Source organism: Cellulomonas sp. B6, from assembly GCF_001462455.1.
Lineage (GTDB): Bacteria > Actinomycetota > Actinomycetes > Actinomycetales > Cellulomonadaceae > Cellulomonas.
The window spans coordinates 17,321-33,726 of record NZ_LNTD01000069.1; the positions used below are offsets into that span (position 1 = coordinate 17,321).

The 16,406-nt window shown below is 70.8% G+C and carries 13 protein-coding genes; 10 read left to right on the forward strand and 3 right to left on the reverse strand.

Going from position 1 to position 16,406, the window contains the following annotated elements; all coding sequences use genetic code 11:
* Positions 1-206: 206 nt before the first annotated feature.
* The 4 genes from dnaB to ATM99_RS05880 all read left to right on the forward strand — a co-directional run bounded on the left by dnaB (position 207) and on the right by ATM99_RS05880 (position 5,407).
* Entirely contained in the window at positions 207-1,583 is a 1,377-nt protein-coding gene (dnaB, locus tag ATM99_RS05860; protein WP_062102006.1) for a replicative DNA helicase, read from the forward strand.
* Between the two features lie 1,012 nt (positions 1,584-2,595).
* The gene (locus tag ATM99_RS05870; protein WP_062101994.1) at positions 2,596-2,976 is read left to right on the forward strand and encodes a hypothetical protein; all 381 of its coding nucleotides are present in this window, start codon (positions 2,596-2,598) and stop codon (positions 2,974-2,976) included.
* A gap of 202 nt (positions 2,977-3,178) precedes the next feature.
* Positions 3,179-3,964 (forward strand): hypothetical protein, encoded by a 786-nt coding sequence (locus tag ATM99_RS05875; protein WP_062101995.1) that lies wholly within the window; start codon positions 3,179-3,181, stop codon positions 3,962-3,964.
* A gap of 183 nt (positions 3,965-4,147) precedes the next feature.
* A complete protein-coding gene (locus ATM99_RS05880) occupies positions 4,148-5,407 on the forward strand; it encodes a helix-turn-helix domain-containing protein (protein WP_062101996.1) in 1,260 nt (419 codons plus the stop codon).
* Between the two features lie 182 nt (positions 5,408-5,589).
* Here the strand turns inward: ATM99_RS05880 and ATM99_RS05885 are convergent, their stop codons facing one another.
* Both ATM99_RS05885 and ATM99_RS05890 read right to left on the reverse strand, forming a co-directional pair.
* Entirely contained in the window at positions 5,590-6,015 is a 426-nt protein-coding gene (locus ATM99_RS05885) for a hypothetical protein (protein WP_190278784.1), read from the reverse strand.
* The gene (locus tag ATM99_RS05890) at positions 6,015-7,532 is read right to left on the reverse strand and encodes a hypothetical protein (RefSeq protein ID WP_062101998.1); all 1,518 of its coding nucleotides are present in this window, start codon (positions 7,530-7,532) and stop codon (positions 6,015-6,017) included. The genes ATM99_RS05885 and ATM99_RS05890 overlap by 1 nt, the downstream gene beginning before the upstream one ends.
* A gap of 1,019 nt (positions 7,533-8,551) precedes the next feature.
* Between ATM99_RS05890 and ATM99_RS05895 the strand changes: the two genes are divergently transcribed.
* The 6 genes from ATM99_RS05895 (at position 8,552) to ATM99_RS05925 (ending at position 14,660) form a co-directional block, all read left to right on the forward strand.
* Positions 8,552-10,150, forward strand: a complete 1,599-nt coding sequence (locus ATM99_RS05895) for a TROVE domain-containing protein (protein WP_062101999.1) — start codon at positions 8,552-8,554, stop codon at positions 10,148-10,150.
* A 716-nt stretch (positions 10,151-10,866) separates the two neighbouring features.
* The gene (locus ATM99_RS05905; protein WP_150118167.1) at positions 10,867-11,199 is read left to right on the forward strand and encodes a hypothetical protein; all 333 of its coding nucleotides are present in this window, start codon (positions 10,867-10,869) and stop codon (positions 11,197-11,199) included.
* 113 nt (positions 11,200-11,312) lie between these two features.
* Entirely contained in the window at positions 11,313-11,864 is a 552-nt protein-coding gene (locus ATM99_RS05910) for a hypothetical protein (RefSeq protein WP_062102001.1), read from the forward strand.
* Positions 11,861-12,916 carry a peptidoglycan-binding protein gene (locus tag ATM99_RS05915; RefSeq protein ID WP_062102002.1) on the forward strand — a complete coding sequence of 352 codons (1,056 nt, stop codon included), beginning with the start codon at positions 11,861-11,863 and terminating at the stop codon, positions 12,914-12,916. Before ATM99_RS05910 ends, ATM99_RS05915 begins: the two co-directional genes overlap by 4 nt.
* Positions 12,892-13,530: an ATP-binding cassette domain-containing protein gene (locus ATM99_RS05920; protein WP_062102003.1), complete on the forward strand. Its 639-nt coding sequence runs from the start codon at positions 12,892-12,894 to the stop codon at positions 13,528-13,530. Before ATM99_RS05915 ends, ATM99_RS05920 begins: the two co-directional genes overlap by 25 nt.
* Positions 13,527-14,660 carry a hypothetical protein gene (locus tag ATM99_RS05925; RefSeq protein ID WP_062102004.1) on the forward strand — a complete coding sequence of 378 codons (1,134 nt, stop codon included), beginning with the start codon at positions 13,527-13,529 and terminating at the stop codon, positions 14,658-14,660. Before ATM99_RS05920 ends, ATM99_RS05925 begins: the two co-directional genes overlap by 4 nt.
* Positions 14,661-14,795: 135 nt before the next feature.
* On the opposite strand, the gene ATM99_RS05930 is transcribed toward ATM99_RS05925, so the two are convergent.
* The coding region (locus ATM99_RS05930) for a CotH kinase family protein (RefSeq protein ID WP_062102005.1) at positions 14,796-16,406 on the reverse strand (1,611 nt) is incomplete at its 5' end.

Consider the following 16,406-nt stretch of genomic DNA (forward strand, 5'->3'; position numbering starts at 1 on the left):
CACAGGCCTGAGGGGGCTGTCCACAGGCTGTCCACCGGTCTGTGCACACACCCGTTTGGGTCCCCGACCGGCGGGGCCTAGCCTCGCGAGGACAGGTCCGGTGACGGCGGCGTCGCCCGCCGTGCGGGACGTGCCCGCGGGACTGTCGGTGGGTCCCGGTAGGACAGGTGTCCGTCGGGTGCGGGCGAGCAGGAGTGGGTGACGGGTTGACCATCGAGGACCTCGAGTACGGCGCGCCGCCGGACAGCGGGAACCGGGGCGGCGGGTTCGACCGCACGCCGCCGCAGGACCTCGACGCGGAGCGGTCGGTGCTCGGCGGCATGATGATCAGCAAGGACGCGATCGCCGACGTCATCGAGCAGGTGCGCGGCACGGACTTCTACCGCCCCGCGCACGAGTCGATCTACGACGCGATCATCGACCTCTACGGCCGCGGCGAGCCCGCCGACGCCATCACGGTGTCCGACGAGCTGACCAAGCGCGGCGAGATCACGCGCATCGGCGGGGCCGCGTACCTGCACACGCTCATCGCGTCCGTGCCGACGGCTGCCAACGCGGGCTTCTACGCGCGGATCGTGCGCGAGCGCTCCATCCTGCGCAAGCTGGTCGAGGCCGGCACGCGCATCGTCCAGCTCGGCTACGCGACCGACGGCGGGGACGTCGACGAGCTCGTGAATAACGCGCAGGCCGAGGTGTACGCGGTCACGGAGCGACGCGCGTCCGAGGACTACCTGCCGCTGTCCGAGGTCATCGGCGGCACGGTCGACGAGATCGAGGCCGCGGGGCACCGCGGCGAGGGCATGATCGGCGTGCCCACGGGGTTCTCGGACCTGGACCGGCTGACCAACGGGTTGCACCCGGGGCAGATGATCGTGATCGCAGCGAGGCCGGCAATTGGCAAATCGACCGTGGGAATCGACATTGTCCGATCGGCGGCCATCAAAAATGACATGGCTGCAGTTGTTTTCTCACTCGAGATGAGCCGCAACGAGATTGTCATGCGTCTTCTCTCGGCCGAGGCCCGGGTCCATCTGCAGAAGCTGCGCACCGGCTCGATGGGTGAGGAGGACTGGGCGAAGATCGCCGCGACCATGGGCCGCATCAGCGAGGCCCCGCTGTTCATCGACGACTCACCCAACATGTCCCTCATGGAGATCCGCGCCAAGTGCCGGCGCCTCAAGCAGCGCCACGACCTCAAGCTCGTCGTCATCGACTACCTCCAGCTCATGACGTCGGGCAAGCGCGTCGAGTCCCGTCAGCAGGAGGTCTCGGAGTTCTCGCGTGCGCTCAAGCTGCTCGCCAAGGAGCTCGAGGTCCCCGTCATCGCGATCTCGCAGCTGAACCGTGGGCCTGAGCAGCGGACGGACAAGCGGCCGGCGATGAGCGACCTTCGTGAATCCGGGTCAATTGAGCAGGACGCAGACATGGTCATTCTTCTGCACCGCGAGGATGCGTACGAGAAGGAATCCCCGCGAGCGGGGGAAGCCGACCTCATCGTCGCCAAGCACCGTAACGGCCCCACCGACACCATCACCGTCGCGTTCCAGGGGCACTACTCGCGGTTCGTCGACATGCAGATGTAGCTGCGACTGTTGTCGTTCGTCGAGTTCGGGAATCGACGGGTGTTGTAAAAATAGCCGGGGAGGATCGGCCTCTAGGGCGGGATTCTGGGAATGTCGCGGCCCTGCGGTGGTCGCGATGCGGGCGGCCCGCCGCCGTTGGTGAAGACACAGGACGACGGTGTCCTCCACTTCAGCGCTCGGCCGCGGCTCCTACGTGCTCAGCGCACGGCGCGCACGCGACGCAGTGCGTCCGAGTAGATGCGCACACGCCACGCCGCGCGTCGGAGCTGGTTCAGGGAGCTCGTTCGCGAGGTCTTGTGCGCGTGTAAGCGCCCCGGTCGCGCCAGCGTCGTCGTCAGGGTAGGTGCCCAGCGAGACCAGGTCATCACCGAGCGAGCCGGCCCCCGGGAAGACGTCCTCGGCCGCGGCCCAGCTGACGCGAGGCCGCGCGCGTCGCACCGAGCGTCTGGCGTCGACGGCGAGCTGGGTGGTCGTCGCCCAACACCAGCCCGTGACCGTGCGGCGAAGCGGTCGACGGCCGACCTGGCCAGCCCCATCCGTCGCGGTCAGCGCAAGGCTCTGTCGAAGTTGGGCGCGCTCGAGGTCCGCGTCGGTCCGGCAGGGAGCGACCTGATTCTGGAGCGCTCTGAGGAAGGCGCTCCACGCCACGACAGCTGCGATCCGGCTCACACCGGAACGTCACCCTGGACAGCCGATTCCCAACAGATTCTGTGCGAGGGGAGGAGGGCGGACCGTTGATCCTCGTCACTGAAGATGCAGATCGGGCAAGTTCTACCTGGTGCCGCGTGCCTCACGTGTGTCGGGAGGGCGAGCTAGCAGCCTGCTGAACTGCCGGTGTGGCATGTTGTGCCCATGAACCGGGAGCTGGCGGCCACGGTCCTGGTGGCTCTTGCTGGGCTGGGTGCGACCGTGCTCACGGCGGCGCAGGCGCGGAAGCACGCCGAGCGCCTTGCGGCCCAGAACTACCGACGCGAGCGAGCGTGCAGAGCGCCTCCGTCAGGACCGCCTTGGCGTGTATGCCAACGCCCTGGGGCACGCCGTCAACGAGGAGCGGAGACTCAACGCGGTCTGGGCATACGACGGCGACGGCGGTTTCGAGCTGTCGCCCCAGCCCGCCGGTGAGCCCCTGTCTCTGGCTTCCATGGACGAGATAACCGTTCGGATGCGTCTCGTGGCTGATGCAGACGTCGAAGCAGCCTGGGCAGCGTTTGTCAGAGCGTGGAATGTCTACTACTTCTGGGGCAACGTCGAAGGCGGGCCCCCGGACCAAGACCCGCCCGAGACGGTCGTCCAACCCTTGCGAACCGCGATCGATGCTCTAAAGCTTGAGTGCCGGCGCTCGCTTGAACAGGACGGGGATTCTCGGACCGAACGCGGCGCCGCGCTGACGTGAGCCTGCAGGAGCAGGCGCGGATCGGCGTCCTGGTTTGATGGCGAGCTCTGGCCCTGAGTCTGTCGGTCAAAAGTGGGACTGTCCGCTCGCAGTCAATCATTTCTGCATATCGACAAATAGTTCGACCAGCCAGCGTTGATAGTCCGAATAGACGAGTTTCCAGCATGGCGCGAACCCGCCTGTCGAGACGAGGATCCGGAGCATGAGCCCACCGCCCCAGTACACGGACAACCATCCTGCTGAAGCTGAGGGTGCCGCTGTCCTGCAGCAGCTCTTCGCTCGCCTGGACGCAGCGGAGGCGCGTTGCGACGCGTTCACCGTGCGTCCCGGCAGCGTGCTCGAAGGCGACGACCGGGCGACCGCGTACGACCCGATCTCCTACCAGGTGCGGTTCCTCTTCATCGCGGCGTTCGATCACGCCAACACCTTCCGCAGGACCCTGGTCGATCACGGGATGCCCACCGTCGGTGCGTACCCGTTGGTGAGGGCCTCACTTGAATCCGCTGCGCAGGTCCTGTGGCTAACCACGGGCGGAACCCGGAAGAAGCGAGTGTTCCGGGCTCTGCACCGCGTGTGGGACGAGGCAAGGTTGAGCGACGTCGCGCTACGGCACTTCGCCCCCGAACGGCCGTCCTCGCTTCCCAAGCTGCGCGAACGCCTCGACGAGCTCCTCGATGCCGCCCGGGTAGGGCAACGCAGCCTCGATCGCCCGCACCCGTCGATGACGGACGTCGTCACCGACGCGGGTCGGCACCTGCAGTCGCGGCGCTTCAAGCCCATCGATGTGTGGCGTCTGTGCTCGTCGATGGCTCATGGAAACCGAACGGTGTCGCTGGCGGTACTGGAGAGTCGACTGCACGGCGGCGTGACAGACACCGGGGCGACGTACCTGATGACGACCTCATACCGTGTGATGGCGGTGTTCGTCGAGGTCGTGGTCGTTGTGATCGAAGCGGCACTCGATGCCCAGGACCGGCTCAACGAGTAGTAGCCAGCCATCGATGGTCACGCGGTGCCGAACGAGGTGCTCCCAGCCCAGTTCCCTCGGGTTGCTCGGGATGCCTTTGGGCGCCGACATCAGGTGCGTGGGGTCAGAGTGGGTCCACAGAATCGCCCGTGCGACTGCGCGCGATCCGGACCGGGGCGGGTGCCAGATCGCTACGGTGCGGCCATGCCGTTCACGCCGATCCACCGTGCTCTGGGGGCCGAACCCAGCGACATCACCGTCGAGCTGCTGCGTCAGGCCGCAGCGACAGGCGTCCCCGAGACAGCAGACCTGGAATGGAAGCACACCTACAACCACCACAACCCTCGCGGTCGCGACGAGCTCGCGAAGGACATCGCTGCCATGGCGAACAGCGGCGGCGGGACCATCGTCTACGGGGTCGCGGAGGATCCTGATCGTAAGGACCTGGCTGGTGACGTCGTCGGTACGAGACTGCCGGACGGCCTCGACCAGATGTTGCATCAGGTCGCGTGGAACGACCTTCGGCCGTCCTTGAGCGGGATCCACCACACAGTCGTGCCGATCGAGGGTGACCTGAGCGTCTTGGTTGTCGAGGTGCCGGGCAGCCCCGACGCCCCTCACCTGGTGATGCGCGAGCAGCAGGACGACCGGCGGTTCCTGGCGCCGCAGCGCGCCGGGGCGCACACGGTGTTCATGACCGAGCGCGACCTCGAGCGGGCCTATCGCGAACGGTTCACTCGCTACCAGCGCACCGAGCAGACGGTAGACCGGCTGTTCGAGCAGGCCAGCAGAGAGACTCACCGGGACAAGGTGCGGTTCGTCGGGGTCGCGGTACCCCACGCACCTGTGGGCCGCGGTCGGATGGAACGACGCGCGGCCCGCGAGATCGTCAACACAGCCCAGTCGAGCGTCAACGACCTGCTCGACGACGGCTGGTCCGACGCAGTGGAGCTCGCGCTCGGCGGGTGGGACGTCCGCAACCGGCTGCGGCGGTGGACGCACTCGCGCCGCCGGCACGACCAGCGGGTTCCGGAGCGGATCGTCAGCGTCCACTTCGACGGGGCGATCGCGCTGACCTTCGACGTCGACATCAACCAGCCGTTCGAGGTGTCGTCGCCGTACATGGAGGCGCTTCTGGCCTCGGTGCTCTCGCTGAGTCGTGCGTCCGGACAGCGCCTGTTGTACAGCGGACTCGTCGAGATCAAGGTCGGCCTCGTGTGGGACGACCCGGAGCAGAACGTATGGGTCCTCCCACAGGCGCACGCGTGGCGCGGGTCGAGCAGGCTCGATGGCGTCCCCACGGCCCAGTTCGAGCCGTTGATCGCCACGGTTCCGCTGGACGTCGACGGCGAGGCGTTCATGGTCCTGACGCGCGAACTCGCGCTCGACCTGGTGAACATCGGCGGCGTGACCCGTCTGTACGCACTGCGAGAACCCGAGACGACGAGCGCCCCACCCAGGTGACGGCCGGAGCCGCTGGGCTGAGATGCTCGGGAGCGTGCCGGTCTTCCCGTCCACGAACCCGACCTCAATGCGCGGCGGATGCCGGTCACTGTTGTCGGTCCTCGCGAGGACTCGCTTTGATGGCGTCGCGCCCGGTAGATCTACTCCTCACCGGGCTTCACAGTCTGCTCTTCTTTGTCCTCTCAGCGCGTGGCGGCGAGCTCGTCGTGCAGACGAGCCTGCGTGTCTCCCTGGGGTCCGTGCGGGTTCAGAGTGAGGTAGACGAAGCTCTGCGGAGCCGGAAGAGACGGGTCGATCTCGGCGAGGGTCAGCGGCCTAGCCAACCGGCGTGCGTCTCTCACGCGGATGCCCACCGCGGAGCCCGCTCCGCGGTAGTAGTCGCGGTAGCCAGTCCGCGAGATGCCGGCGTGCCCCTTGTGGCGCTCCCACACTGCGGTCGGGGAGGCGATGTCGTAGCCGCCGACCTCGAAGGCACCGATGACCCGTCCCACCGGCATCGTGGCGTAGATGAGCACGGTGGTGACGTCCGGCGCCAGCCGTCGCTTCCGAAACTCGACGAGCTTGGTGCCATCAAGGATCGCCTCCGCGAACCGCGGCTTGATCGACATCACTGCGACGCGGCCAGCTGCTGGTGCACCCACGGTCGTCCTCCTTCGTCTACTTCGGTGATGCTTCGCGGTGCGCCGTTGAGCACGCCCATCAGCATGAGGGTCCTGAGTGACACGGGCGGGTCGAGCATCCGGTCTTGCCGAAAGATCATCGCGTGCAGCTCGCGGTGCTCGAGTGCCATCAGCGACAGGTCCCGCGGGGTGTACACGGTGCGGCGGCCGACGAACCGCCGGATGGACTCGGGGTCGCCCGAGACGTGCACATCCTCCACCACGCCGACGACAGTGACGGCCCGGAGATCGGCGGACCGGTAGAACAGCACGGTGTCCCCCGCGCCGATCCGCCGGGAGTTGGTACCGCTGACGTACGCCTTACGGAGTGCGTTGCCGTACGCGTGGGTACCGGTCCACAGACCCAGCCCCATCGTGAAGTCGGGGAAGAGCGCGTCGTGCCAAATCGGCACGACCGGCACGACGAACGCGCGGGCGTCGGGGTGGATGAATGGCGGTCCGTGCCTCCGGTGGGCTGCGAGGGGATCGGTCTCCGTAGGGTCGGCCGGCCGGCGGTGCTTGACCAGGATCAGCTCTTCGTCGTCGGTCCGTGGAGCGTTGTGCCGGACGAAGCCGAAGTCTTCCAGGAGCTCGATCAGCCGGTCCTGCTTGGGGTACGTCGTGACGAACACCGTGTCGTGGGCGCCAGCGTGCATGTGACCGAAGAGCGCTTTGAGCAGGAGCTCGCCGTAGGCGCGGCCAAAGGCGTGCGGTGCAACCTTGAAGGTGCAGAGCTTCAGCACCTTGCCGGGGAACGGCGTCGTACCAGCCTGCTCGTCCTTGACGATCATCAAGGCGCCGTAGCTGCCGCCCTCGACCTCGATGACCCAGGAAGGCCGTCCGGGTGCGATCTTCACCTTCGCGAACCAGTCGTCGAACCCGTCATAGTCCTCGCGCAGGGAGTCGAAGATCGGGTCGTGCGGGTCGAGGTTGTACGTGCGCACGGGCGTGACCGCGGGTGGCGGCGTGCTGGCCCGGGGCGTGAGTCGGCGCAGGAAGGCGACAGCCTCGACGATGGTGAGCACGCGCTCGCCCAGCCCGGCGCGGACACCGCGGCGCCGCAGTCGGTTGTCCTGCGTGACGAGGAAGTCGACGGCGCCCACCCACAACGCGGCGAGCATCTCGAGGTCGACGTCGTTGTTCGAGTGACGCCCGGGCGGTGGGGCCGGCTCGCCGAGTGCCTCCAGCAGGTCGCCGGGAGGGGCGATCGGGTCGAGATGTAGATACTTCCCCGCGAGTGCATGGTTCGCCCGCCGGCGGTCCAGCTGCGGATCACGATCGATGTCATGAGCCGTGCCGGCGGACAGGTAGAACCTGTGGTCGCCCTGCTGCGCGAGCCGGACAAGGTCTGCCGCATCGGGCAAGTCCGCCTGGAACGACGGCGATGTTGGTTCGAGGGCGATGAACGCATTGGTGTCGAGGAGCAGCGCAAAGCGCGAGGCGGCCTTCGCGCTCGTGTCGTTCACCTCCGCAGGATCTCGGTCACTGGCGTGCAGGCATACGAGGACACGCCGACCGGGGTGCACGTTCCCACCGCCGATGCCCTACGTGGAAGCGTCAGAAGCTTGCATGATGGTGCCTCGACCCCCTGTGCGACATCTATGGCCGATAGGGCGTGAGAAGGCGGGTTCCCAGGCTGGAGTCCACGACGTTCCCCAGAAACGCGACGATGCTGGTCAGATTCCGTCCAGACCCCAGCCTCGGCACTGCTCGCACGATCGGCATCCGCAGCGGATCGCGTCGATCACCGTGCAGCTCGTGTGGAGCTCTGCCGATCGCCCGTGGACGGCATACTGGCGGCTCGGCCCGGGCGGGCCGAAGGCCATCGGTGATCTGGATCCGCGGGTCGAGGGTTCGAGCCCCTCCGGCGTCTCGGCGTCGTAGCTCAGTGGTAGAGCAGCGGACGGCGCACCGCCCCGTCAGGGGCGGCGGCGTTCCGGCGGCCACCCCACGCCCGCCCGGGCCCCTGCGAGCAGGTCGCTCACCCGCCCGTGTGACGTCTCCGGAAAAAGCCCTGCGCCCCGCCTGTGTAGACCCCTACAGTCGTCGACGACAACAGCACACGGAAAGACTTGGGTGGGCCGGCGACCGTCGGTTACCACTGTGGATGGCCAGGTCGCGGGTTCGAGTCCCGCCGTCATCTCTGATGACGTAGCTCAGACGGTAGAGCAGGACTCCGGCGTCATCACACGCCCACCCGAGCCTCCCCGGAGCGGGCCGAGGTGTCTTCGGTTACCTGGTGATGGCAGTGCGGGTTCGAGTCCCGACCCCTCGGGGTGCTGCCCGGCGGCGTCAGCCGCCGTACCGGAGCCACGACCACACGCCCGCTCCACCCACGTCGGGGCGGTGGCGGGCCGGAGCGCATCGGTTCTCTCTCTCCCCGTGGACGCCCTTGTGAGGAGGGCACCCCGGTTCGCCGGGGATCCACCCGGTGCGCACAACACGCCCGCCACCGCCCCGACGACCGACTGAGAGGACACGACCGATGGACGTGCTGCGCACGCTCGGGCTGCGGCGCACGCCGCAGGGCGAGCGCGCCGACACCCGCCAGGAGCTGAACGCCGCCGGTGGCTACGCGTTCGTGCTCGACGACGTCGCCCGGCTGCGGCGCTTCCTGACCCTCGGCGTGGACGGCGGCACCTACTACGCCGCGCCGCGCGAGCTGGCGCGGGAGAACGCCGAGGTCGTCGGGCGGATGGCCCACGAGGACCCCGAGACGCTGGTCAGCACCATCGTCGACGTGTCCGTGCGTGGCGCCGCGCCGCGCCAGAACCCCGCGCTGTTCGCCCTGGCGTACGCCGCGTCGGTGCCGGAGTCGGCACCGCTCGCGCTCGCGGCGCTGCCGGCCGTCGCCCGGACCGGGACGCACCTGTTCCTGTTCGCGGGCTACGTCGAGCAGTTCCGCGGCTGGGGTCGGGGTCTGCGGCGCGCCGTCGGTGGTTGGTACACGTCCAAGGACGCCGACGCCCTCGCGTACCAGGCGGTCAAGTACCGCCAGCGTGAGGGCTGGTCGCACCGCGACCTGCTGCGCCTGGCGCACCCGACGACGGCCTCGCCGGAGCTGCGGGCGACGTTCGACTGGATCGTCCGCGGTGCGGTCGGCGACGCGACGCCCACGCTCGTCGAGGGTTTCATGGCGGCGCAGGCCGCCACGGACACCGCGACGTGGGCCGACCTGGTGCGGCGGCACCGGCTGTCGTGGGAGATGCTCCCCGACGCGGCGCTGGGCGAGGTCGCGGTCTGGGACGCGCTGCTCGACGTCGGCGTGCCGCAGACGGCGCTGATGCGTCAGCTGCCCCGGCTCACGCGGCTCGGCGTGCTCCCGGACCTCGGCGGCCGGACCGACGAGGTCGTCACCCAGCTGGTCGACCCCGACCGGCAGCGGTCGGCGCGCGTCCACCCGGTCAGCGTGCTCGTGGCGCAGCGGACGTACGCCTCCGGGCGGTCGGCCCGCGGTGCCGGCGAGTGGACGCCGAGCCGGAAGGTGACCGACGCCCTCGACGCCGCGTTCTACGCGGCGTTCGGGGCCGTCGAGCCCTCCGGGAAGCGCACGCTGCTCGCGGTCGACGTCTCGGGCTCGATGGGTGTGCCGATCTCGGGCATGCCGATCACGGCGCGCGAGGCGTCGGCCGCGCTGGCCCTGGTGCAGCTCGCGACCGAGCCGGCGGCCACCGCCGTCGGCTTCACCACGCGGTCGGGCAGCAGCGGGTGGAACGACAGCACGCTGCGGCCGCTCGCGATCTCGCCGCGGCAGCGGCTCGACGACGCCCTGCGCGTGGTCGACGCGATGCCCATGTCCGGCACGGACTGCGCGCTGCCGATGGCGTGGGCGACCGAGCAGGGCGCCGAGGTCGACACGTTCGTGGTCTACACGGACAGCGAGACCTGGGCCGGCAAGGTGCACCCGCACCAGGCGCTCGCCGAGTACCGGCGGCGGTCCGGGATCGACGCGCGGCTCGTGGTCGTCGGCATGACGGCGACGGGCTTCTCGATCGCCGACCCGTCGGACGCGGGGATGCTCGACGTCGTCGGATTCGACGGCGCGGTGCCCTCGCTCGTCACGGAGTTCGCGCGTGGCCTCTAGGTCCCCGCGCGGGCCCGACGCGCCGGCCCGGGGCGGCCCCGATCACGGGGCCGCCCCGCGGTCGTCGCCTGCACGACCGACGTCCGACCTGTCCGCGGGTGCACGGGCGGCGCCCCCACCTGCGGACGCTCCCCGGCGGACGCCCCGTCGGGGCACCTCGGACCCCCGCGCCACCCGGGCGCGCGAGCTCCACCGCAAGGCCGCCGACGCGGACGAGGTCGCCGCGCGGTACCGCCGGGAGCGCGACCGGCTCGTCCTCCAGCTCCGCGCCGAGGACCCCGCGCGGTGGAGCTACTCCGCGATCGCGGACGCGCTGGGCTGCAGCCCGGAGCTCGTCGCCCTCGTCGTGCGTCGCTCCCGCTGACGGTCAGCTCCGTCGTCGTCAGGTGCGTGCAGCAGTCACACCGCGAGCCTCGTGCGACCGCGGCGCTCGCGCGCTGTCGGCGGGTGGGCCGCACGGCCCCGCCCGGTGCCCGCACACCGCGCGGCCGGTACGACCTTCTCTTGGCAATACCACACGACTCGTTGCATTCGCACCCGACGCGGTCGCCGGTCCTGTGCGCAGATCGACGTGCACCAAAAGCGCACGGGAAATCGCGTGTCCGTTTCGGGCGTGTCGCGTTCTGCGTCCCGCTAGCATCGGGCCCGGCGTCGCCGAAGAACGACCCGACCGGCCTGTCTGACGCCGTCATCGATCGCAATCAGAGGAGAACGTAATGAAGCGGTCTCGTGTGCTCTCCGTCGTCGCCGCGACGTCGATCGCGCTGGTGCTCGCAGCCACACCCTCGTTCGCGGCCGGCTGGCTGAGCGGATGGAGCAGCGCCTCGAGCACGTCCTGGGAGCTTCCCTGCGGGCTCGCCACCCGTGCCCAGGGGGGCTCCTGGGCGAGCATGACGACGGGCGGCTGCAAGTACCGCACCCAGGTCCGGGCCAAGTACCACGGCGGTTCGGGGAACATCTACACGACGGCCTGGAGCTACGGCGACAGCACGACCGGGAACTCGTACGTCTCCGTGCCCAACGTGACGCAGCACCAGGTGGGCTACTGATGCTCGGCGCGGCCGCGCCCGTGCACCGGCTCCTCCGTGCCGCCCCGTCGGGCTCACGGGCGTCTCACGTGCGACGTCGTCGACACGGGACGGTCACGGCGGTCGTCGCGGGCGTGGCCGCGCTCACCCTGGCAGGGTGCGGAGGGTCGTCGGAGCCCACGGTCGACCCGTCGATGAACTCGGACCTGCTCGCGTCCGCCCGCGCCAGTGGTGCGAGCGCGGAGCAGATCGCGGTGCTGGAGGGCGGCGAGGTCACCTTCGAGCAGTACCAGGCGGCCGTCGAGCGGACGATCGCCTGCATGCGTGACGCGGGCATCGAGGTCGTCGGGGACACCGTGACCGAGCCTCGGGGCTTTCCCGAGATCCAGTACTCGTTCGCGCAGTCGTCGGCCGGCCGGTCCGACGAGCAGACCGAGGCGATCGCGGACGACTGCATCCGGGTGAACAGCATGTACGTCGAGGCGGCGCACCAGACGTCACCGGGATCGCTGGAAGCGCAGGAGAAGAACTTCGACAAGTTCCGCCCGGCGTTGATCCAATGCCTGCGCGACAACGGCGTCGACGTCGCGGACGATGCCGCCCAGGGTGACCTCTTCACCGAGTCCGGCCGTATCTGGGAAACCAAGAAGATCGACTGCCTGTCCCAGGCCGGCGTCGGGCGATGACGTCACGCAGGGCGAGCCGCACCAGGCGTACCGCCGTCCTCGCGCTCGGCGTCCTCATCGCGGTCCTGGCCGCCGGATCGGCGTGGTGGGTCCAGCACAGCACCCCCTCCCCGATCACGGCGGACGAGCCGTCCGGCCCGCTCGTCGTCCCGGTCACGACCGGTGAGCGGGTCGACCGCTACGGGGTGGGGGTCGCAGCCGGGTACGAGGACGGTGTCGCCGTCGGGCTCCAGGCGGCAGGGACCGTCACGCACCTGCCGCTGGCGGCCGGTGACGTCCTGGAGAACGGGAGCGTCGTGGTCGTCGTCGACGACGCGCCGATCGTCGCGTACGCGTCCGACGCACCGTTGTGGCGTGACCTCGACACCGGTGCGCGCGGGCAGGACGTGGCCAGGTTGCAGCGCTTCCTGCGCGAGCTCGGCCTCTACCGCGGGGGCGACGACGGACGGTTCGAGGCGGCGACGGCACGAGCCGTCCGAGCGTTCAACACGCAGCACGGCAAGCCCGACCAGGGGTCCGCGTTCACGGTGTCGAGCGTCGCGTGGATCGGCCCGTCGCCGGTGCACGTCGCGACGGTCGAGGTCGCGGCAGGCTCCACCGTCGCGCCCGGCAGCGTCGTCGTCCGTGGACCGCGCCGTCCGACGTCGATCGCCGTCACCGAGCCCACCGGCGGCATCCCCGCCGGCAGCGACTACGAGCTCGTCGTCAACGGGCTGGCGGCCCCGTACGTGCCCGGCAGCGGTGCGATCACCGACCCGCAGGCCGTCGCGGCGATCGCCGCATCGCTGGGGACGACCGGCGAAGGCGCAGGTCAGGTGACGAGCACGGGTGGCGAGTCGGTCCTCCGGGTGCCGGCGTCCGCCATCGTCGTCGACCCGTCGGGCGCCTCCTGCGTCTTCGAGGACGTGGACGACGACCCGGTCGCCGTCACCGTCCTGGGCGGGACCCTCGCGAGCGCCGAGCTCGCCCCGGAGGCCGCTCTCACCCGTGTCCTGGCCAACCCGCTCCGCGTGCTGGAGGATCCGACGTGCGACTCGTCGCCGAAGGCGTGACCTTCGCGCACCCCGGATCCCGCCTCCTGCTCGACCACCTGATGCTGCAGGTCGAGGCGGGGGAGTCGGTGGCCGTCGTCGGACCCTCGGGGTCGGGGAAGACGACCCTGCTCGCGCTGCTCGGCGGCCTGCTCGCGCCCCAGGCGGGCACGCTCGCCCTGGAACGGGGCGGCACCCGGGAACCGCTCGCCGACCACGTCTCGTGGGTGCTGCAGACCGTCAACGTGCTCGGCGACCGCACCGTGCTCGACAACGTCGCGGTCGGGGCGTACGCGGACGGCGTGAGCCGTGCGACCGCCCTCGCACGGGCCGAGCGCGCGCTCGCCGACGTCGGGCTCGCCGGCACCGGTGACCGGCCGGTGCGCACCCTGTCGGGTGGTGAGGCCCAACGCGTGGTCATCGCGCGCGCGGCGGTCAGCGAGCGGCCCGTGCTGCTCGCCGACGAGCCCACCGGCCAGCTCGACCACCGCACGTCCACCGACGTCATCGACGCGCTGCTCGCGTCCGCCGCGGACAAGGTCACAGTCGTCGTCACGCACGACCCCGCGATCGCCGCACGCTGCAGCCGCACCCTCGCGCTCGGTTCGGGCGTCCTGACCCCGAGCGGCTCATGAGCACGCCGTCGGGTGCTCCGCAGAAGCGGTGGAGGTTTGCCGCCGCGGTCGACGAAGGGCTGCGGAACTGGCGCAACGGCCGCTGGCTGACGATCCTCACCACCGTGCTCGTCGTCGCCGCGGCGACCGTCCCCGTCGTGGCCGACGGGCTCGGCCTCGCTCGGCTGGTCGCCGACGAGCGCAGCTGGGTCGCGGCGGGCGGGCGCATGCTCGTCGTGACCAACGACCCCGCGGGCGGCGTCGACCGGGCGGCGTGCGAGTCCACGGCCCGTGTCGAGGGGATCACCGCGTCGGCGTCGCTCAGGCGGCTCGCGCTCCGTGCCGGGGTTCCGAACGCCCCGGACGCCAGGATCCCCCTGGTGGCCGTCAGCGAGGGCATCGGCCCCGTGCTCGGCCTGCACCCGTCGACGGACGGCGTCATCCTGCCGCCCGAGCTCGCGGACGGCCTCGGTGTCCGGGCCGGGCAGACCATCACCCTGACGGCCGACATCGATCCGCAGGAGCCCGCCGGGGCGACCGTACTTCCCGTCGGTCCCGTCCCCGTCGCAGCCGTGGCCGACACCAGCGTGCTCGGCGAGGACAACGCCTACGCGATCCTCCTCCCGACACCCGCAGCGGGACGTGCCGGCGCGTGCTTCGTCACGGCCGACGCGGGGTTCCTCGAGTCGGTCCGCGCCGTGCTGCCCACGATGCTCAGCGCCGACGGACAGGACGCGGTGGTCACCGACCGTCTCGTCAACGGCGAGTACAGCCGCGACTTCTCCGCCGAGTACGCGACACGCGGGCTCGTCGACGCGCCGTGGGCCGTCGGGGCGTCGATCTCCCTGCTGTGGCTCCTGCTGGTGTGGCTGCGCCGGGGACGGGACGGGCTGTACGCCACGCTCGGGGCGGACCGGGCGACGCGCGCGGTGATCCGCGTGACCGAGGGTGCCGCGCTCGTCGGGACGTCGATGCTCCTCGCGGCGGGCACCGCGACGGCGGTCCTCGCCGTGGCCGTCCCCGATCCCCTCGCCGTCGCCCCCGACGTCGTTCGGCACCTGACCATCGTCACGTCGGTCGCCGTGCTCGGAGTCCTCGTCAGCGCCGTCCTGCCGCTGAAGTCCCCGCTCGCCGCGTTGAAGGACCGGTGAGCGCCGACGGCGGAGTCCGCCCCGACGTTCGTCCGGGCCTCCTGGACCGGCGCGCCCGACCGGGGCGACGACGACGTCCGACCGTGGGCACGACGTCGACCCCGCACGCCCGACGCCGTGCCCGTCCAGGGCCGTTCACGCCTCGCTGGAGGCCGTCGGCTCGGGGCCCGGGGCGGTCTGCTCGGTGAAGTGCGCCGCGATGGCGGCGGCCTCCTCGGCGACGACGTCGGCGTCGACGAGGTCGGCGGCGTCCTCCGTGAGCAGCGTGGACCACCGGTCGAGCACGGCCTGCGCCTCGCCGCTGGAGTACAGCGCGGCCCGGAGCTCGGTGAGCGACGTCTCGTACTCCTGCGCGAAGGCCGGCGTGGCCAGGAACCGCTCGACGAGGACGTTGCTCCCGCCGGGCCCGCCGCCGGGTCCGCCGCCGGGTCCGCCGCCCGGGAAGGCTGCGCGGAGCTCGTCCGTGCTGGGGCCCGCGCCGTCGCCGTCGGCCGGCGGCACCCGGCCCTCGGGAAGGTCGCCCGTCGGGGGCTCCCAGCCGTCGGGCAGCTCGCCTGCGGGCGGCGCACCGGCGCCGTCCGGCCGTTCGCCACCGCCGAACCCGCCACCGCCGAACCCTCCACCGCCGAACCCCCCGCCACCGAGCCCGCCGAACGCCAGGTTGAGGTCCCACGTCACGACCGTGAACCTGCCGGTCGCGCTGTCGTACCGCAGGTACGAGTTGTTGCCCGGCCCGTCGATGTCGTCCTGGTTGGCGATGAGCTCCTGCACCGCGAGGTAGTCGGCGAAGGCCGCGACGTCCAGGTGCGTCCCCAGCTCGGCCGCGAACGTCGCGTCGTCGGCGTCGTTGACGAACTCGAGGAAGTCCATCAGGGGAGTGAGGTCCTCCGTGCCGCCGCTCTCCTGGTCGAAGACGTCGACGTACGCGGTGGGGTCGTCGCCGCGGTAGCTGTAGTCGCCGCCCGCCTCGGCCTTGTAGAGGATGCCGTCGGCGTCGAAGGTGCGCTCGTCCCACTCCTCGCCGGGGTTCTCGACGAGCAGGCGCAGCTGCTCCTCGCTGTCGTTGACGCTCAGCCGGGTGCTCGCCGCCTCCTGCGTCGCCAGGCCCGCGAGACCGACCAGCTCGAGCGCGACGGCCTCGTTCAGGGACGTCTCGGAGGAGTTGGAGCGGATGACGAACTCCGTGAGCCCCTCGTAGCTCTGGCCCGCGACGAACTTGTCGAGGCGCACGAGCCAGGGCAGGCTCTCCGGCTCGTCGGCCGTGGCGCCGCCCGCGGGTCCTCCGCCCGGCCCGCCGCGCTGCTGCCGGTCCCCGGTCGCGTCCGCGGCCTGGTCGTCGGCCGCGTCCCCGGCCGCACCCGCGTCCCCGGCCGCACCCGCGTCCCCGGCCGCACCCGCGTCCTCGGCTGCGGCTCCGTCCCCTCCCGCGCCGGCGCCGCGCAGGCCCGACAGGGACGAGTTCCCCTTGAGGCGCAGGCCGACGTCACGGAACTCGTGCCCGTCGACGGTGACCGTGGCGGTGATCCACTCCTTGTCACCGGTGCTGGTGAACGTGCTGATCATGGCGTCGTAGGCCTCCTGGTCGAGCTCGATATCGAGGTCGTGCACGACGGTGTCGTCGAACAGCCCCGTCCCGGCCTCCTGACCGGTCGGGGCGGTGTCCGGCGAGGTCGCCAGGTTCGTGCAGCCGGTCAGCAGACCCAGGGTCGCGGCGACCGCCGAGAGGTGGACCCACGGCCGGGAGCG